We start from the raw sequence: 15,710 nt of genomic DNA, 5'->3' as shown, positions 1-15,710 counted from the left end.
ATTTTCTTCGAACGGCCAGCCGCAGCCATCGGCCGGCCGGCCAGCGGTCGACACCGGACGGCCGTACCGCTCGGTATCGCCGGCCTACCGCTGGGTATCGCCGGTCTTCCGCCAGGGTCCGCCGGTCCGCTGTGGCCCTCGTCAGGTTCCGCCCTGACCGCCCACCCGCACCGGCAGTTCGACAAGGCCCCGGATCAGGCTGCTCGGCCGCCAGGTCAACTCGGCGGGCTCGCGGGCCAGGGTCAAATCCGGGAACCGGGCCAGCAACGCGCCGAAGGCGATCTCGCCCTCCAACCGGGCCAATGGAGCCCCCAGGCAGTAGTGGATGCCGTGGCCGAACGCCAGGTGGCCGGCGGCGTCGCGACGGATGTCCAGCCGGTCGGGGTCCGGGTGCTGGGCCGGGTCCCGGTTGGCCGAGATCAGGGAGACCAGGACGAACTCCTCGGCGGGGATCGTGGTGCCGGCGAGCGTCACCGGTTCGGTGGTGTATCGCAGGGTGGCCAGGTTGACCGGCCCGTCGTAGCGCAGGAACTCCTCCACGGCGCGGGGCACCAGCGTCGGATCGGTCCGCAGCGCGGCCATCTGGTCGGGGTGCCGCAGCAGGGCCAGCATCCCGTTGCCGATCAGGTTCACCGTCGTCTCGTGCCCGGCGACCAGCAGGAGGAACGCCATCGAGACCGCCTCGCGTTCGGAGAGCCGGTCGGCGTCCTCGGTCGCGGCGACGATCGTCGAGAGCATGTCGTCGGCTGGGCGGCGCCGCTTGGCGTCGATCAGGCCGTGCAGGAAGCCGGCCATGGCCACGGCGGCCGGGCGTCGAACGTCGGGCGCCGCGTTGGACAGCAGGGTGTTCGACCAGTCCCGGAACTGGTCCCGCCGCTCCAGCGGCACACCCAGCAACTCCGAGATCACGGTGATCGGCAACGGAACGGCGAAGCTGTCCAGCAGGTCGACGACGCCCCCGTTGCCGGCGGCCCTCGCCTCGGTCTCGGCGAGCAGTTCGTCGGCGATCTGCTGGATGCGAGGACGGAGCCCGGCGATGGCTCGACCGGTGAAGGCCCGACCCACCAGGCGCCGCAGGCGGGTGTGGTCCGGCGGGTCGGAGTTGAGCATGTGCTCGGCGAGCGAATCGCCCACGACGGCCACGACGTCGGCGTCGGGCTGCCGGGCCATCAGATCGGCGAGCCTAGTGCTGTCCTTGCTCAGCCGGGGATCGGCGAGCGCCGCCCGCACGTCGGCGTGCCGGGTGACCAGCCAGGCGCGGATCCCGGTCGACAGCCGCACCGGGACGACCGGCCGTTCCTCGCGCAGCACGGCGTACGCGGCGTGCGGATCGGCGAGCCACGTGTCGTCCAGGTGCAACGGGTCGGCGTGCGAGGTCAGGTCGGTCATGGAAGCTCCCGGATGATCGTCGCGCATCGATCAGGCTGCCATCCCGCATGGTACCCACGCGCGTCACTCGTTGAGGTACCGCCGATGACGTGGGGTAGCCGGCGAGCGGCTAGCGCGGCGTCCAGGATCGTTCACCTGGTTTGTCAGCGCAGGTGGGGCAGGTAGGAGCTGGTTGCGGAACGTGATGACGGTCGGTGGCCTCCTGCTGTATACCGTGTGTGATGTCTTGTGGGGTGACGGTGGTGGTCTCGGTAGCCTTTGCACTGCTGTAGCCCACGCAACACCGGATACCACCTGGCACGATAGCGAACAGTCGATGTGTGGTGGCTGGCCTGCGCGATTACCGTGGGTTGCTGTTGCGTGGGCTACAGCAGCGCAAAGGCCCCAGTCGGGTCGCCTCACGGGACCTGTCCTCGGTGACTGTGGGTGTCTCCGTCCACCAGCCCGGCACACACCGGAACCCGCAAACGTCCATGGACACCGCATTAGCGCGAGCAGTCCGCGCACCTTCCGAAGATCTCAAGCGTGTGACCGACGTCCGTGAACCCATGCTCCTCGGCCACCCGGTCCGCCCACCGCTCCACCGCCGGGCCGGCCACCTCCACGGTGCGGCCGCAGGACCGGCAGACCAGATGATGATGGTGTCGACTCTGGCTGCACCGGCGGAACAGCTGCTCCCCGCCGGGCAGCCTGGTCGAGTCGATCTCCCCAGCTTCCACAAGCAGTTGCAGGGTGCGGTAAACGGTCGTCAGCCCCACCCGGGCCTTACGGGCGAGCAGCATCTGGTGCAGTTGCTGGGCGGTGTGGAAGCCCTCGACCTCGCGCAGCAGTGCCAGCACCTCGGCCCGTTGCCGGGTGTTCCTGGTCACGTTGGGCATCGCCTGAGTCACCGTTCCGCCGTCTCCGCTGCTCTCGATCGCGACCGCGATCGGCGGTCGCCGGTGCGCCCCGTCGCCTCGTTGCCGGCGAGCGGGACGTCGGACCCCACCATTATGCGCCCGGCCGGTCCCGCGGGCCCGGTCCCGGTCGATCGGCCCGGGCCGGGGATTCCTCCTCCCCGCGTCGGATCAGAGCGCCAGTGTCACGGCCAGCAGCAGGACGCAGGCCACGATCTCCAGGACCCCGACCTGCCTCGGCGCCAGCCGCTGGGCGGGAAGTACCCAGGCCCGCGACAACAACAGGGCGAACAACCCGGCGAGCAGCGGGTCCAACCAGGCCGCGACCACCAGGGCGACTCCGTGGTACGCGACCGAGGCGTGCCGGTACCCGGCGTGTCCCCGTTCCCGGATCATCGTCTTGACGTAGAGGACGGTACCGACGAAGTAGAGCAGCACGGCGCCGAACACCGGGCCGACCCGCTCGGCCGGGACCCCGGCGACAGTCGCCGTGACCGGAACCATGAGACAGCTCTGCACGACAGACGCGAGATCATTGCCGATCGCGCGTTCCCGGCGCCGCGCCGCATACCACACGTTCACCGCCACCAGGACGGCGAAGGCTGGGGCGTACCACAGCACGGCCGGTCGGGCGACCGCCACCACTACGCCGAGCATCGCGGTGACCGGCCCGTAGGCAAGGAGCTGGTCGGCGAACCGTCCGATCCGGCGGCTCTTGACCGCCTGGAACAGGTAGTAGGAACACAGGTAGCCGGCCAACCAGGCGCCGAGCAGCGGCAGGTGTGGCCAACTCCACCCCACCGCGAGCACGCCGGCGAGGTACGGCAGCAGCAGCATCGCCCACGCGCCGTGCTGGGGCGGCAGGAAGCGGCGGATCCGGCCACGGCGGCTGGTCGGGCGACGCGGCTCAGCGGCCGGGCGGCGCGACCGAGCAGCAGGGCGGCGCGGCTCAGCGGCCGAGCGACGCGGTCGGCGAGTGGTCCTCGGTCCGATCTCCGTGCTCATGCTGTCACCTGACCTCGATCGTGCCGCGGGCGCCGTGCCGGTCGTGGCGATCTCCAGCGTCATGCCGGCCTGCCGGTGTCCGGGCAGCGAGCACCAGCCGGCGACCGGCCCGGCGATCACCCCGACGTCCAGCCGGGCGGTGCCGTTACGGCCGATCGTCACGGTTCGCGGGCCGCTGGCCAGCACCAGGTCGTGCCGCCGTTCGTCGCGGTTGGTCAGCTCGATGACGAGCCGGTCGCCCGGCGCGACCGTGATTCGCCCCGGATGGAACCGCATCCCGTCGGCGATCACGGCGACGGTGGTGGTGCGGCCCGTGGCGGTGACGGGGGCGCCTGCCGCCGGCGGATCGCCGGGCGGTCCGGCGACGACCCGCTGAGCCGCCACGCCGACCAGCACGGCGAGCAGGACCAGGGCGACGCCGAACGCCGCGCCGCCGAGCGGGCGGCGGGCGCCGGGGACAGGGACGGTGGACACGGTCATCTCCTGGCGGTGAGCAGGATCCGGACGGCCGGCACGACGAACTGCGCCAGCGCGGCGAGGATCAACAACGAGGTGGTGATGCGGACGTACGGCGGGCTGGGCAGGGCGAAGACGACGAGCGCCGTGTTCGCCATGGCCACCCGCCGCGGCCAGTGGCGGTCCAGGACGGCCATCCGGTGGCGGAGCCGGGCCGGTCCGCCGCCGAGCGCCATGGGCAGCAGGTAGCTGAGCGCGCCGATCAGCACCTGGGCCACGAAGCCGACGAGCAGCGGGACGAGCACGGCGCCGAACCGACCGGCCGCGCTGTCGGGGCCCCTCGCCGTGGCGAGAATCCAGCCGTCGACGGCCAGTGCCACCACCAGCCAACCGCCTGCCGCCGCTATCGAAGCGCCGGCGAACGATCCGGGCGCCTTCGTCCGCACGACGGCGACGGCCGGACGCAGGGCCCCCAGCACGGCCGCGGCGAACAGGGCGAGGCCGGCGCCGGTCAGCACCGGCCACCAGGCCAGCAGGCCGGCACCGAGCAGGACCAGCCCGATGGTCGCCGCCGGCAGCGCGCGGGTGGCGGCGGCGACGGCGTCACCGGCCATCCGGGTACGCAGCACGGTGGGCCAGAGCGTGAGCAGCGTGCCGAGCACGGTGAGCGTCACCCAGCCGAGCAGGTTGACATGCGCGTGGAACAGGATCAGGCGCGGCCGGGCCGAGCCGTCGACGAGCATCCACGCGCCGACCGGCACCCCGACCAGCAGCGCCAGCGCGGCGGCCAGGTAGTACCGGACCGTGATCCGGAAGCGGGCCGGAAGTGCCGTCCGCAGCCGCGCCGCCAGCCAGCCGAGATGGGCACCGACGGCACCGCAGACCAGTGCCGCCCCGGCGACCCCGACCCAGGGCAGCCCGGCCGTCCCGCCGGCCAGCACCGCGACCACGCCGAGGTTCAGCACGGCCAGCCGGACGCTCTCACCCACTCGGCGTACCGGTGCCGGCGCCCGGAGCACCGCGACCGTGAAGTGCGCGCTCCAGACGAGGATCGCGTTGGTGGCCGCGCCGAGCAGCAGCAGGTGGATGGCGAGCCAGCGCCAGCCCGGCAGGAACGGGTGCCCGAAGGCGAGCACGACGAGCCCGACCAGGTACGCGATCGGCAGCACGGCCACCCGCCGGTGCCAGCCCGCCCGGCCCGTCCCGCCGACCGGAGCCGGACCGGACGCCCGCTCCGGACCGGACGTCGACGCCGGACCGGACGTCGACGCCGGACCGGACGTCGACGCCGGACCGGACGTCGATGCCACGCCGGACGTGGTGGGTCCCCGGCTCATGCCGGACCGGTCCCGGGTGCCGGACGGATCGCGGACAGCCGCACCACGCAGGCGGTGGGCGCGCCGAACGGTTCGAGCACCGCGGCGCCGGACGGCGCGCCGGCGTGCTCCAGCGCGCCGCGGACGACCCCGGCGTGCAGGCCGCACATGGCGTCCGGGTTCCGCCCCACGAGGTCCAGGAACGGGCAGGTCCGCAGGTGTATCTCGGTGGCGCCACCGGCTCCCTCTCCGGCCGGAGCCGGTGAGAAGCCCAGCCCGTTCAGCACGTCGAGGACGGTCCGCACGGGACCGGTTCCGGGTTCCGCGGCGGCGGCGGCCAGCTTGCGGCCCCACCCCTGCCCGACGGAGGCGGCGGTGGCACGCACGTCGCCTCCGGCATCGCCCAGGTGGTCCAGCAACGCCGCCGCCAGCGACCGGTACGGCGCGGGAGCCGGATCGTCGGCCACGGCCCGGTAGCGCCACGCGGGGCGACCCGGTTGCCCGTCGCTGGCCCGGGCCTTCACCAGCAGGCCCGCCTCGACCAGCCGGTCCAGGTGGGCGCGGGCGGTGGACAGGTGCAGACCGGAGTGTTCCGCGATCTCGGCGGTCGTCACCCCGGACGGGGCGGCCCTGACCAGGCTGAGGATCGCCACCCGACTCGCGGTGCCGAGCGCCCGGTGTCGGGGCGTGTCGATGGTCTCCCCGGTGGGCCCTGTTCCGATGGTTTCCACGGTAGATAACGTTACAACGCCGAACGGCCTCAAAACCCAGGAGGGCCTCATGTCACATCCCGATCCCGCCGCGGACGGCCGCGCCGCCGACGCCGTGGTCCGCCACCACGCCGAGCTGGCGACCGCCCTCACGTCCCGGGCCGGCCGGGTCGTCGACGCCGCCGCCGCCGGTGACATTCCGGCCGCCCTGCGGCACCGCACCGACCTCGCCCGCTGGCTGCACGAGGAGTTGCTACCGCACGCGTACGCCGAGGAGGCCGCGCTGTATCCGGCGGCGGCCGCGCTGGACCGCGGCGCGTTGCTGGTGGAGGGCATGCTCGACGAACACCGGGCGATCGCCGGGCTGGTGGCCGAACTGGAGGCCGCCACCGGCGCCGTGGCCGCCCGCGCGCTGGCCGCCGTGTTCGACACCCACCTGGCCAAGGAGAACGACCTCGTCGTACCGCTGCTGGTCGCCGCACCCGAGGTCTCCCTCGCCGGCCTCCTCGACGGCATGCACGACCTCGTCGGCGGTCACCAGCCGGCCAGACCCGGCAACGACGCGCCGGACGCCGACTCCGGAGGCGGGTGCGGCGGCACCTGCGGCTGCGGCGGGGACACCGCGCCGGCCACCGCTGAGGCGCCGGTGCTCAGCATCGACGAGCGGCTCGACGTCCGGAACGTGCCGCACGCCCACCGGCACGCCCAGGTGCTCTCGGCGCTGGACGGGCTGCCGGCCGGTGGGGCGCTGGTCCTGGTCGCGCCGCACGCCCCCCGCCCGCTGCTCGCCCAGATCGACAAGCGGTACGGCGACGCCGTCGCCGCCGAGTGGCTCCAGGACGGCCCGGAGGTGTGGCAGATCCGCCTGCACCGGGTGCCCGTCGCCGGCTGACCCGGCACACCGGGCCGGGACGGGCGTCGGCGTGGGGCCACCGTCCCGGCACCGGCGGGACCGTGTACGAGCGTCGCCGTCTTCTGGTACGTCGTCCGCCACCTTCGGTTGCACGGCTTCGTGGTGCACGGCCGGGAGGGTGGGGCCGCGCACGACAGCCAGTGGCAGCTGACCGGGGTGGCCCTGGCCGCCCTGCTCGGCTTCCCCGGTCTCCTGCTCGCCGGCCCACTCAGCACGCTGCTGCCGAACTTTCCCGGGGAACTGACGGCCCGACGGTTGCGGGCGGAATGGCTCGCCGAGCGAGGCGGATGACCCGGCCTCCGGCCGGACATCCGACCGGCGGATCGGCCGGACCGGAACTTTTGCTCCGGGCGATGTTCGTGGGGCCTGGCTCCACCATTATGCGCCGGACCGCCGCGGGCAGTTCCGTCCCACCACCGCAGCCCTTCCCCGCCTCGACGGCCCGTACTAAGATCGACAGCGTGACTGCCGGGTCGGCCTTGGGCCACGAGCGGACGGGATATCCGGCCGCCGAATGACGATCGGGCGGGCCAGGGGCCCGCCAGCATCGATCCATCTCCCCCACACGCCGCGGCGGTGAGCCACTGTCGCGTCACCTGCCTGCCCGCGTTCTCGGCGCGGTCGGCCAACCCTGCCCGCGTACGGTCGCGGGTTCACAGCGGAGACGGAGCACATGCCGAACGACTTCAACCAGCAGATCATCGACGAGTTCCGGGCCAACGGGGGGCGCGTCGGAGGCTACTTCCAAGACGCCCGACTGATCCTGCTCACCACCACCGGCGCGCGCACCGGCAGGCCGCACACCACCCCGGTCGCGTACCTGCCGGACACCGACCGCATTGTGGTCATCGCCTCGGCGGCCGGTTCCCCCCGGCATCCGGCGTGGTTCCACAACCTGGTGGCCAACCCGACGGTGACCGTAGAGAACGGCGTCGTGACCTACCAGGCGGAGGCGACCGTCCTCACCGGTGCCGAGCGGGACGAGGTGTTCGCCCGGGCGGTCGAGGCCGATCCCGGATGGGCCGACTACCAGGCGAAGACCGACCGGCAGATCCCGGTCGTCGCGTTGCGCCAGGTCTCCGGCGGGCCACCGCGGGCGTCCTCGCTCGGCGCCGCCCTGCGGCTCATCCATGACGCCTTCCGGCGCGAGCTGGCCCTGGTCCGCGCCGAGGCGGCCCGGTCCGGTCCCCGACTCGGTGCCCAGCTCCGGATCAACTGCCTGGCCCTCTGCGCCAACCTGGAGTTCCACCACACCGCCGAGGACGGCGGGATGTTCCCGGCGATCGGCGAACGGCATCCCGAACTCCGGCCGGTGCTGGACAGGCTCGCCGCGGAACACCTGGCCATCGCCGCGCTCGTCGAGGAACTGCGCGCGCTGCTCGCGGCCGACGACGCGGACCCGAGCAGGTTGGCTCGCGACGTGGACCGACTCACCGCCGAACTCGATAGGCATCTGACGTACGAGGAGGAGCGGCTCATTCCGGCGTTGGACGCGGTTCCCGGGTAGTCGCCGCGCCAGGCGACGGGGTGCCGGTCCCACCTCCGGGACGGCGCCCCGCGCCGGGCTGCCCGGTGAGGGCGACCAAGGTCGACGCCGGCATCGCCGGTCGGCCGGCGCGCGCCGAGCCCGGCGGGTCGTACGGTGAGACCATGCGGGATCCGTCATGGCGCCGCGACCGCTGGGCGGACGTCGGCGTGGTCACCCTGGCCGCGCTCCTCGGCGGGCTGTTCTTCCTGGACTCGATCCAGACGGCAGCGAACCACGGCGCCGGCTTCCCGGTCGTCGATCTTGTCGTGGGCGGCCTGGCCTGCGGCGCGCTGCTGCTGCGCCGGCGCTGGCCGGTGGCGTTGGCCCTGGTGCTCATCCCCTCGCTGGCGGCGTCGGCCGCCGCCCTGGGTCCGACCGCGGTCGCCATCGCGGCGGTGGCCGTCTACCGGCCGTGGCCGGTCGCCACCGCCGTGCTGGCCGCGCACGTGGCGACCGTCGGCACGCTGTTCCGGGTCGTCGCTGGAGACACCAGGGAGTTCTGGCAGGGCCTCGTGGTGGTGCTGGCGCTGGACGCCGCGTTGGCCGCGTCCGCCATGCTGATCCGCTCGCAGCGCCTGCTCGTCCAGGCGCTGCGGGACCGTGCCGCGGAGGCCGAGGAGCGGCAACGGCTGCGGGTGGAGGAGGCCCGGCACGCGGAACGGGAACGCATCGCCCGGGAGATGCACGATGTGCTGGCCCACCGCATCTCGCTGCTCGCCATGCACGCCGGCGCCCTGCAGGTACGCCGATCCGCCGATCCGGACGAACGACACGCCGCCGGGGTCGTGCGGCAATGCGCGTACCAGGCGCTGGAGGACCTCCGAGAGGTCATCGGCATGCTCCGCGACGACGGCACGGACGGCGACCGGCCACAGCCGACACTGTCGGGTGTGCCGGCGCTGGTCGAGCAGTCGCGGGCGGCGGGAATGCGGGTGAGCCTCGACGGCGACGCCGCCGACCTGGCCGCGGTGCCGGACAGCATCGGCCGGCACCTGTACCGGGTCGTCCAGGAGGGCCTGACCAACGCCCGGAAGCATGCGCCGGACGCCCCGGTGCACGTCCGGATCGGCGGTGCCACCCACGACGCGGTGGCTCCCCACGTCGACGGCGCCACGACTGACCGGGCCGACGAAACCGCGGCACTCGACGCCGACGGCGGTGCGGCTGTTCACGATGATGGCGGCGCCGGCCTGGTCGTCGAGGTCCGCAACGGCCCGCCAGCCGGGTCGGGCTCGGCGCGACTGCCCGGCTCGGGCAGCGGGCTCATCGGATTGCAGGAACGGATGCACCTGGCCGGTGGCCGGTTACGGCACGAAGCCACCACCGACGGCGGTTTCCGGCTGTGGGCCTGGCTACCATGGCGGCCATGACCGACCGGTCCGCCGCCCCGGTCCGGGTTCTGGTCGTCGATGACGACGCCCTGGTGCGGGCCGGCCTAACCATGATGCTCAACGAGTTCGACGACATCGAGGTGGTCGGCGTGGCCGGCGACGGCGCCGACGTGCCGGCCGCCGTCAACCGGCATCGGCCCGACGTGGTGCTGATGGACATCCGGATGCCCGGCGTCGACGGTCTCACCGCGACCGAACGGCTGTGTGTCCGGCCGGATCCGCCCGAGGTCATCATCCTCACCACCTTCGACACCGACCGGCACATCCGCCGGGCGTTACGGGTCGGCGCCAGCGGTTTCCTGCTCAAGCACACCCCGCCGGCCCAGATCGCGCGGGCCGTCCGGCTGGTGGCCGATGGCGAGCCGATGCTCTCCCCGGACGTCATCCGCCGGGTGATGGCGTTCGCCGCCGAGCCGGAGCCGGACCCCCGCCGGGACCGGGCGCGCGAACTCCTCGGGCGACTCAGCGATGCCGAGCGTTCCGTCGCGCTCCTCGTCGGCCAGGGACGCACCAACCAGGAGATTGGGCGGGAACTGCTGATGAGCACCGCCACCGTGAAGGCGTACATGACGCGCATCCTCACCAAGCTGGACCTCACCAACCGGGTGCAGGTCGCGCTGCTGGTTCACGACGCCCGTTGATCCGGCGTCGCCGGGACGTCCGCCGGTGCCGGGTCCGTCGGGTCCGCCGCCGGCTTCCCGTCCGCCGGCCGCAGCCGACGGAACGCCGCGACGACCAGGGTTACGGTGATCACGCTCACCGCGATGTCACTGACCAGCGCGACCGTCGGGGACGCCGGGGCGTACGGTGGCACGAGGTAGGCAGTCACGGCTGCCTGGGCCAACCCGGCCGCGCACGCCGCCAGCACGTGCCGGTGGCCCCAGCCGGCCCGACGCGACCAGCGCATCAGCAGCACCGCCAGTACGCCGGCCGCCGCGAGCCGGATGACGACGCTCAGCCAGCCGGTCCCGTACACGAGGTAGCCGACGGCGTGCGGGCCGAGCGCTGCCAGGCCGACCACGACCGGCCGGGGCGGCCGGCCCGGGCGGGCGACCGGCCGCCGGCGCGGCAGCAGCGCCGCGCCCACCAGCACGAGAGTCACTACCGACGCGAACGTCACCTGTGCCGGACTGGCCAGGAAACCCTTGCGACCGCCGTCGTCGCTGAAGATCAGCAAGCTGCCCAGCACGTAGAGGACGCCGACCGCGAGCAGGCCGGGTCCGCCCAGCCAGGGCCGATTCCGCCGGTGCGGAGGCAGGAACGACTCCACGAGGGCGATCGGCGCGCAGATGCTGAGCGCGATGTGGTTACCGACGAAGTCGATCGCCTGCCCGGCGTCGAACCCGAGCCCCGGGACCACGGTTCGGCCGTTCGCCTCGACGAGGTCGGCGAACTCGGTGTCCTCGAGGTAGCCGAGGTTGAACAGCGACTGGTCGACCAGGCCCGCCTGGATCACCCCGAACGCCCCGGCAAGCAGCACGATCGCCGGCCAACCGCCACCGGTACGCCGGGCGACCTCACGGATCAGCACCGCCGCTCCCCCGTACATCGGGGCCAGGATGATCAGGACGCCCGGATAGTCGACGACGGTGAACCCGCCCCAGGAACACTCGGCCGCCCACGGCGCGAGCAGCAGCAGCGCCACGATCGGCGGAAGGCGGCGCCACCACGGCGCCCGTTCGGTCCCCGGCGTGTCAGCCTGGTCGGTGGATGGGTCGCTGGTGTGCCGGATCGCGGGCATCGGCTCCTCCTGGATCGCGTCGCCCCGTCACCCTCCCGTGTCCACGACGGCGCCCGCGACGGCCATCAGCCCCGCGCCCGGCCGACCAAAGTCGACGGCCAGGTCACCGGTGGTCGGCCAACCGGCGCCGGGCCTCGGCGGCCCGTGGATCGTTCAGTTCGGTCAGGATCTCCAGGGCCTGCGACCAACCGACCCGACCGGCGTCCGCGTCGCCGGCCGCCTGGTGGGTATCGCCGAGCCGGAGCAGCGACATCGCTTCCGCGAACCGGTCACCCACCTCCCGGAACAGCAGGACGGCCCGCTGGAAACAGCGGGCAGCCGGTCCGTACCGGGCCAGCCCGTGGTTGGCGTACCCGATGCTGTCCCAGGTGTCAGCGGCGCCCCGGCGGTCGCCGAGACGCTGGTGCAACCGCAACGCCCGCGTACAGTAGGTCAACGCCCGCGCGTGGTCGCCGAGCAACGCGTGGCACCAGCCCACCGCGTTGAGGGCGTTGGCCTGGCCAGGCCGGTATCCGGCACCCTCGTACAACGCCAGGGCCCGTTGCGCGTGGGTGAGCGCCTCCCGGTGGTGACCGCGGCGCTCGCAGGAATCGGCGAGGCTCATTTCGGTGTTGGCCCGGCCGGCGTCGTCCCCCAGCGCCTCGAACCGGTCGAGCGCCTGCCGCAGCTCCCGGCCCGCGTCCTCGTGCCTGCCCAGCCGGGTGTACGCCCGGGCGAGGCCGCGGTGTGTCCGCGCCTGCAGCGCCCGGTCACCGAGGCGGTCCGCCGCCGTCAACGCGATCCGCTGGACCGCCGCCTGGTCGTGCCAGTACCCCCGCCGGTCGAGAAAGGACGTCAGGTGCCACGCCAGCTCGCACACCTCCCGGTTGAGACCGGCCTCGATCGCCTGGTCGATCAACGCGAGCAGCGCCGGGTGCTCGGTGGCGAACCACGCGAACGCGGCGTCCGCGTCACCCGGCGGCCCGGCCTCGTCCGGCGCGGGGGCCTCCGGCGTCCCGTCGGCGTCGCCTGAACCGCTCCCCGGCCGGGATGGTGCCGGCCCGGGATGCCGGTACGGCGATATCAGCCGGTCGGCGGTCGCGGCCCAGGCCACGTAGTGGTCGAGCATCCGGCGCAGCGCGTCTCGCCGGACCGGTTCCGGGTCCACCTCGCGCACCAGTTCCGCCGCGTACGCGCGAAGCAGGTCGTGGCATCCGAAGCGTCCGGGCCGGTGCTCGACTACCAGGTGCGCGCGGGCCAGTTGCGCCAGCGACGGACGGACCTTGTGCACCGGGACGTCGACCAGAGCGGCAGCCGCGGTGATCGCGATGTCTGGCCCGGGATGCAGGCCCAGCATCCGGAACAGCGCCGCCGCCTCCGCGCTGAGCACCCGGTACGACGAGGAGAAGACGACCCGCACGTCGAACGCCTCGTCCTCGTCGGCGAACGCCGTCAGGTCGCCGTCACCGGCGCGGATCTGGCTGCTCAACGCGGCGAGCGGAAGCTGCGGCTGGGTGCTGGCCCGCGCTGCCACGATGGCCAGGGCCAGCGGCAGCCGGGCACAGGCGGCGGCGAGTTGGCCGATGGCCTCCGGCTCGCGCCCCACCCGCTCCGACCCGATCCTGCTGATCAACATCTGCCGGGCCTCGGTGCTGGTCATCAGGTCCAGGTCGAGCGGTCGCGCTCCCGCCGCGACCAGACCGGGTAGCTGGTTGCGGCTGGTGACCAGGACGAGGCAGCCAGCCGAGCCGGGCAGCAACGGGCGGACCTGGTCAGCCAGGCGGGCGTTGTCGAGAAGGATCAGCATCCGCCGGCCGGCGAGCAGACTACGGTAGAGCCCGACCTGGGCCGTGAGGTCCGCCGGAATGCGGTCGGGCGACACGCCGAGCGTGGCGAGGAAACTGCGCGCCACCTCGTCCGACCGCATCGGTCCGACGCCCGCGTCGAACCCCCGGAGGTCGGCGTAGAGCTGCCCGTCCGGAAACCGATCGGCGACCCGGTGCGTCCAGTGCACCGCCAGGGTGGTCTTGCCGACCCCGGCGGTTCCGGTCACCACAGCCACCAGCGGCGCTCCGTCGGAACGGATGTCCAGCAGGTCGTCCAACCACCGCAACGGTCCGACCCGTCCGGTGAACGCCGGCGTGTCCGGTGGTAGCTGGGCCGGTACCGGTGCCGACGCTGGCGTCCCGGCCGGAGCAGTGATCCGCTCCGGTTCCAGCACGTCCCGATGTGCCTCGACGAGCACCGTGCCGGGGTCGACGCCCAGCTCGTCCACCAGCCGTTTCCGGGTGTCCTCGTAGACCGCGAATGCCTCCGACCGCCGACCGACGGCCAGGTAGCAGCGCATCAGTTGAGCCTGGGCCTGCTCATCGAGCGGCCGGCTCCGGGCCTGCTCCCGCACCAGGGCCAACACGTCCTCGGCCCGACCCGAGCGGATGGCCGCGTCGACGTGCCAGGAGAGGAGCAACTGCGCCTCCGCGGTCAGCGCGGCGACCCGCGGATGGGCGCCGAGCGCCGGCAGGTCCGCCAGCGGCGGCTGCCACAGGTCGAGGGCGCGACGGGTCGCCTCCCCGATCCGCGAGTGATCGCCGGTGCCGATCGCGACCCGGACCTCGGCCACCCGTTCGCGGAACCGCATTAGGTCGAGATCCACCATGGACGGACCCACAGCCAGGCGATACCCGGTGCCGACGGACGGCAGCAGTCGGCTGCTGGCGCGCGCCGGCCGGTCCGGTTCCAGCAGGCGGCGCAGGTGCTTCACGTGGGTCTGCACGACGTTGCTCACCGTCGGCGGCGGGTCGGTCGGCCACAGCGCGTCCACCAGTTCGTCGCGACCGACCGGCTGGCCCTCGGCGAGGGCGAGGAGCGCCAGCACCGCCCGTCGTTGCGGTGGGCCGACCGGCAGCTCGGTCCCGTCCTGCCACAGACGCACCCGGCCGAGCAGGCACAGCCGTAACTCCCCCGACCCGTCGACCGGCCGCACCGCGCCTCCCCCGTCGTCCCGGCACCGCACCGACGGCGGCACCCGGACGCTCGACCGTCCATTCTGCATCCAGTCGCTGACCAATCGGAAGATCGACGATGGCTGTCGTACCGACCAGAAGGAGAAAGCACATGCTGCGAATCGTCACCGTGCTGAGCGACCGGCTCCTCGACCTCGTCGCGCCGAAGGCCGTGGCCTCCGCGGCTGACTGCGGGTCGCCACGTTACGAGTCCAAGTGCGAGGACGGCGTTTACCTGCGCCGACAGTGCTGGACCAACAGCAACTGCGTGTGCGGCCCCTGGCGGACCAGCGGTCGTTGCTGAGCAATCCCAAGGAGCGGTATCGTGCCCTACCTCATCACCGCCGTCGTACTGGTCGGCGCGATCGGCGTCCTCAACCTGCTGCTCACCCTCGGGGTCCTCCGCCGGCTGCGGGAACACTCGACCCGGCTGGCCGCCGGCCCGGCCGGATCCGGGCCGGGCATCATCGAGACCGGCCAGCGGCCTGGCGACTTCGCGGCCACGGACACCGACGGTAAGCCGGTACGCCGGGCAGATCTGACCGGATCGGTGCTTGTCGCCTTCTTCTCTCCGGACTGTGCTGCGTGCGTGGAGGCGCTACCCCAGTTCCTGGTGGAGGCGGCCGAGTTCCCCGGGGGACGGAGCCAGGTCCTCACCGTGGTGGGAGCGGACGGTCCGGAGACAACTGAGATGGCCACCCGGCTCGCCGAGGTGAGCCGGGTGGTGGTCGACGGTGCCGGTGGGCGCGTCGCTGGCGCATTCCAGGTTGCCGCCTTTCCCGCCTGGTGCCTGCTCGACCCGTCCGGCGACGTCCGGCACAGCGGCAGCGGATGGACCGGCCTGCCGACCCTGACAGCCGCGTGACGTCGACGTGCACGGAGGGAAACCAGCCGGCCGATCGTTCCCCCGGTCAAGGGGGCACGTCCAACAGGCGTCTCGTCGCTGCCCAGTTGGGAAGCCGACGATGGCCGCCGTACACATGAAGGGAGGTGATCGAATGTTGCGAATCGTGAACGAGATGGCAGACCGACTGCTCGGTCTGGTCGTTCCGCGGGCGACGGCCTCGGCTGCCGACTGCGGTTACACCTACCAGCGGAAGGATTGCTGGAAGGGCGTCGAGCGGTATTGCACGTGCTTCACCAACAGCAACTGCAAGTGCTACAACTGCTACACCACCACCCACGTGTGTTAGCTGTGGGTAGGAGATACCGGGGATCCGACAGCCGGCCGAGAGTACTCTCGGCCGGCTGTCGGGGGCGGACCGCTTTTCCAGGCGAAGGAGTACTGTTCGCGTGCCATGCCTCAGCAACCTGGTGGCCCGGACACGCCCGTCGGGTCCGCCCGATCCGGCGCTGACCGGGGCGGTCAGGATCGCGCCAGCGC

Annotated in this window: 15 protein-coding genes; 8 read left to right on the top strand and 7 right to left on the bottom strand. The window is 72.9% G+C overall.

Translation table 11 applies throughout. The annotated features are described in order from the left end of the window. Positions 1 to 141: 141 nt before the first annotated feature. The 5 genes from ACFQUZ_RS04790 to ACFQUZ_RS04770 all read right to left on the bottom strand — a co-directional run bounded on the left by ACFQUZ_RS04790 (position 142) and on the right by ACFQUZ_RS04770 (position 5,784). Positions 142 to 1,389 (bottom strand): cytochrome P450, encoded by a 1,248-nt coding sequence (locus ACFQUZ_RS04790; RefSeq protein WP_377437983.1) that lies wholly within the window; start codon positions 1,387 to 1,389, stop codon positions 142 to 144. A 485-nt stretch (positions 1,390 to 1,874) separates the two neighbouring features. After that, positions 1,875 to 2,267: a Fur family transcriptional regulator gene (locus ACFQUZ_RS04785; protein WP_377438168.1), complete on the bottom strand. Its 393-nt coding sequence runs from the start codon at positions 2,265 to 2,267 to the stop codon at positions 1,875 to 1,877. A 189-nt stretch (positions 2,268 to 2,456) separates the two neighbouring features. Next, a complete protein-coding gene (locus ACFQUZ_RS04780; RefSeq protein ID WP_377438165.1) occupies positions 2,457 to 3,290 on the bottom strand; it encodes a YwiC-like family protein in 834 nt (277 codons plus the stop codon). 476 nt (positions 3,291 to 3,766) lie between these two features. Further along, on the bottom strand, positions 3,767 to 5,056 hold the full coding sequence (locus ACFQUZ_RS04775) for a hypothetical protein (RefSeq protein WP_377437980.1): 1,290 nt from the start codon (positions 5,054 to 5,056) through the stop codon (positions 3,767 to 3,769). Positions 5,057 to 5,079: 23 nt separating this feature from the next. Next, positions 5,080 to 5,784, bottom strand: a complete 705-nt coding sequence (locus ACFQUZ_RS04770; RefSeq protein ID WP_377438162.1) for a helix-turn-helix transcriptional regulator — start codon at positions 5,782 to 5,784, stop codon at positions 5,080 to 5,082. Positions 5,785 to 5,842: 58 nt separating this feature from the next. Here ACFQUZ_RS04770 and ACFQUZ_RS04765 point away from each other — a divergent pair, with 58 nt between their 5' ends. The 5 genes from ACFQUZ_RS04765 (at position 5,843) to ACFQUZ_RS04745 (ending at position 10,245) form a co-directional block, all read left to right on the top strand. Continuing rightward, complete coding sequence (locus ACFQUZ_RS04765; RefSeq protein WP_377437978.1) at positions 5,843 to 6,664, top strand: DUF2249 domain-containing protein; 822 nt, start codon at positions 5,843 to 5,845, stop codon at positions 6,662 to 6,664. A 108-nt stretch (positions 6,665 to 6,772) separates the two neighbouring features. Then, complete coding sequence (locus tag ACFQUZ_RS04760; RefSeq protein WP_377437976.1) at positions 6,773 to 6,976, top strand: hypothetical protein; 204 nt, start codon at positions 6,773 to 6,775, stop codon at positions 6,974 to 6,976. A gap of 382 nt (positions 6,977 to 7,358) precedes the next feature. Then, positions 7,359 to 8,192 carry a nitroreductase/quinone reductase family protein gene (locus ACFQUZ_RS04755; protein WP_377437973.1) on the top strand — a complete coding sequence of 278 codons (834 nt, stop codon included), beginning with the start codon at positions 7,359 to 7,361 and terminating at the stop codon, positions 8,190 to 8,192. Positions 8,193 to 8,257: 65 nt separating this feature from the next. Beyond that, positions 8,258 to 9,583: a sensor histidine kinase gene (locus ACFQUZ_RS04750; protein WP_377437970.1), complete on the top strand. Its 1,326-nt coding sequence runs from the start codon at positions 8,258 to 8,260 to the stop codon at positions 9,581 to 9,583. After that, positions 9,571 to 10,245: a response regulator gene (locus ACFQUZ_RS04745; RefSeq protein WP_377437967.1), complete on the top strand. Its 675-nt coding sequence runs from the start codon at positions 9,571 to 9,573 to the stop codon at positions 10,243 to 10,245. The genes ACFQUZ_RS04750 and ACFQUZ_RS04745 overlap by 13 nt, the downstream gene beginning before the upstream one ends. Here the strand turns inward: ACFQUZ_RS04745 and ACFQUZ_RS04740 are convergent. Further along, a complete protein-coding gene (locus tag ACFQUZ_RS04740) occupies positions 10,230 to 11,345 on the bottom strand; it encodes a hypothetical protein (RefSeq protein ID WP_377437965.1) in 1,116 nt (371 codons plus the stop codon). The two genes, ACFQUZ_RS04745 and ACFQUZ_RS04740, sit on opposite strands and share 16 nt — an antisense overlap. 103 nt (positions 11,346 to 11,448) lie before the next feature. Beyond that, on the bottom strand, positions 11,449 to 14,307 hold the full coding sequence (locus ACFQUZ_RS04735; protein ID WP_377437963.1) for a BTAD domain-containing putative transcriptional regulator: 2,859 nt from the start codon (positions 14,305 to 14,307) through the stop codon (positions 11,449 to 11,451). Positions 14,308 to 14,438: 131 nt separating this feature from the next. Between ACFQUZ_RS04735 and ACFQUZ_RS04730 the strand changes: the two genes are divergently transcribed. From ACFQUZ_RS04730 to ACFQUZ_RS04720, 3 genes are all read left to right on the top strand, one after another. Continuing rightward, positions 14,439 to 14,630 (top strand): hypothetical protein, encoded by a 192-nt coding sequence (locus tag ACFQUZ_RS04730; protein WP_377437960.1) that lies wholly within the window; start codon positions 14,439 to 14,441, stop codon positions 14,628 to 14,630. A 21-nt stretch (positions 14,631 to 14,651) separates the two neighbouring features. Further along, complete coding sequence (locus ACFQUZ_RS04725) at positions 14,652 to 15,191, top strand: TlpA disulfide reductase family protein (RefSeq protein ID WP_377437958.1); 540 nt, start codon at positions 14,652 to 14,654, stop codon at positions 15,189 to 15,191. 133 nt (positions 15,192 to 15,324) lie between these two features. Further along, positions 15,325 to 15,519 carry a hypothetical protein gene (locus ACFQUZ_RS04720; protein WP_377437957.1) on the top strand — a complete coding sequence of 65 codons (195 nt, stop codon included), beginning with the start codon at positions 15,325 to 15,327 and terminating at the stop codon, positions 15,517 to 15,519. Positions 15,520 to 15,710: the final 191 nt, after the last annotated feature.

This window comes from Plantactinospora sp. GCM10030261 (genome assembly GCF_042666615.1).
Classification (GTDB): Bacteria; Actinomycetota; Actinomycetes; order Mycobacteriales; family Micromonosporaceae; genus KBS50.
The sequence above is the reverse complement of the archived record's forward strand: the minus strand, read 5'-3'. Positions and strand labels throughout refer to the sequence as shown.

Coding starts and splice junctions, on each gene's coding strand:
- ACFQUZ_RS04790 (WP_377437983.1), bottom strand. CDS start 1,389: ATGACCGACCTGACCTCGCACGCCGACCCGTTGCACCTGGACGACACG.
- ACFQUZ_RS04785 (WP_377438168.1), bottom strand. CDS start 2,267: ATGCCCAACGTGACCAGGAACACCCGGCAACGGGCCGAGGTGCTGGCA.
- ACFQUZ_RS04780 (WP_377438165.1), bottom strand. CDS start 3,290: ATGAGCACGGAGATCGGACCGAGGACCACTCGCCGACCGCGTCGCTCG.
- ACFQUZ_RS04765 (WP_377437978.1), top strand. CDS start 5,843: ATGTCACATCCCGATCCCGCCGCGGACGGCCGCGCCGCCGACGCCGTG.
- ACFQUZ_RS04755 (WP_377437973.1), top strand. CDS start 7,359: ATGCCGAACGACTTCAACCAGCAGATCATCGACGAGTTCCGGGCCAAC.
- ACFQUZ_RS04745 (WP_377437967.1), top strand. CDS start 9,571: ATGGCGGCCATGACCGACCGGTCCGCCGCCCCGGTCCGGGTTCTGGTC.
- ACFQUZ_RS04740 (WP_377437965.1), bottom strand. CDS start 11,345: ATGCCCGCGATCCGGCACACCAGCGACCCATCCACCGACCAGGCTGAC.
- ACFQUZ_RS04730 (WP_377437960.1), top strand. CDS start 14,439: ATGCTGCGAATCGTCACCGTGCTGAGCGACCGGCTCCTCGACCTCGTC.
- ACFQUZ_RS04720 (WP_377437957.1), top strand. CDS start 15,325: ATGTTGCGAATCGTGAACGAGATGGCAGACCGACTGCTCGGTCTGGTC.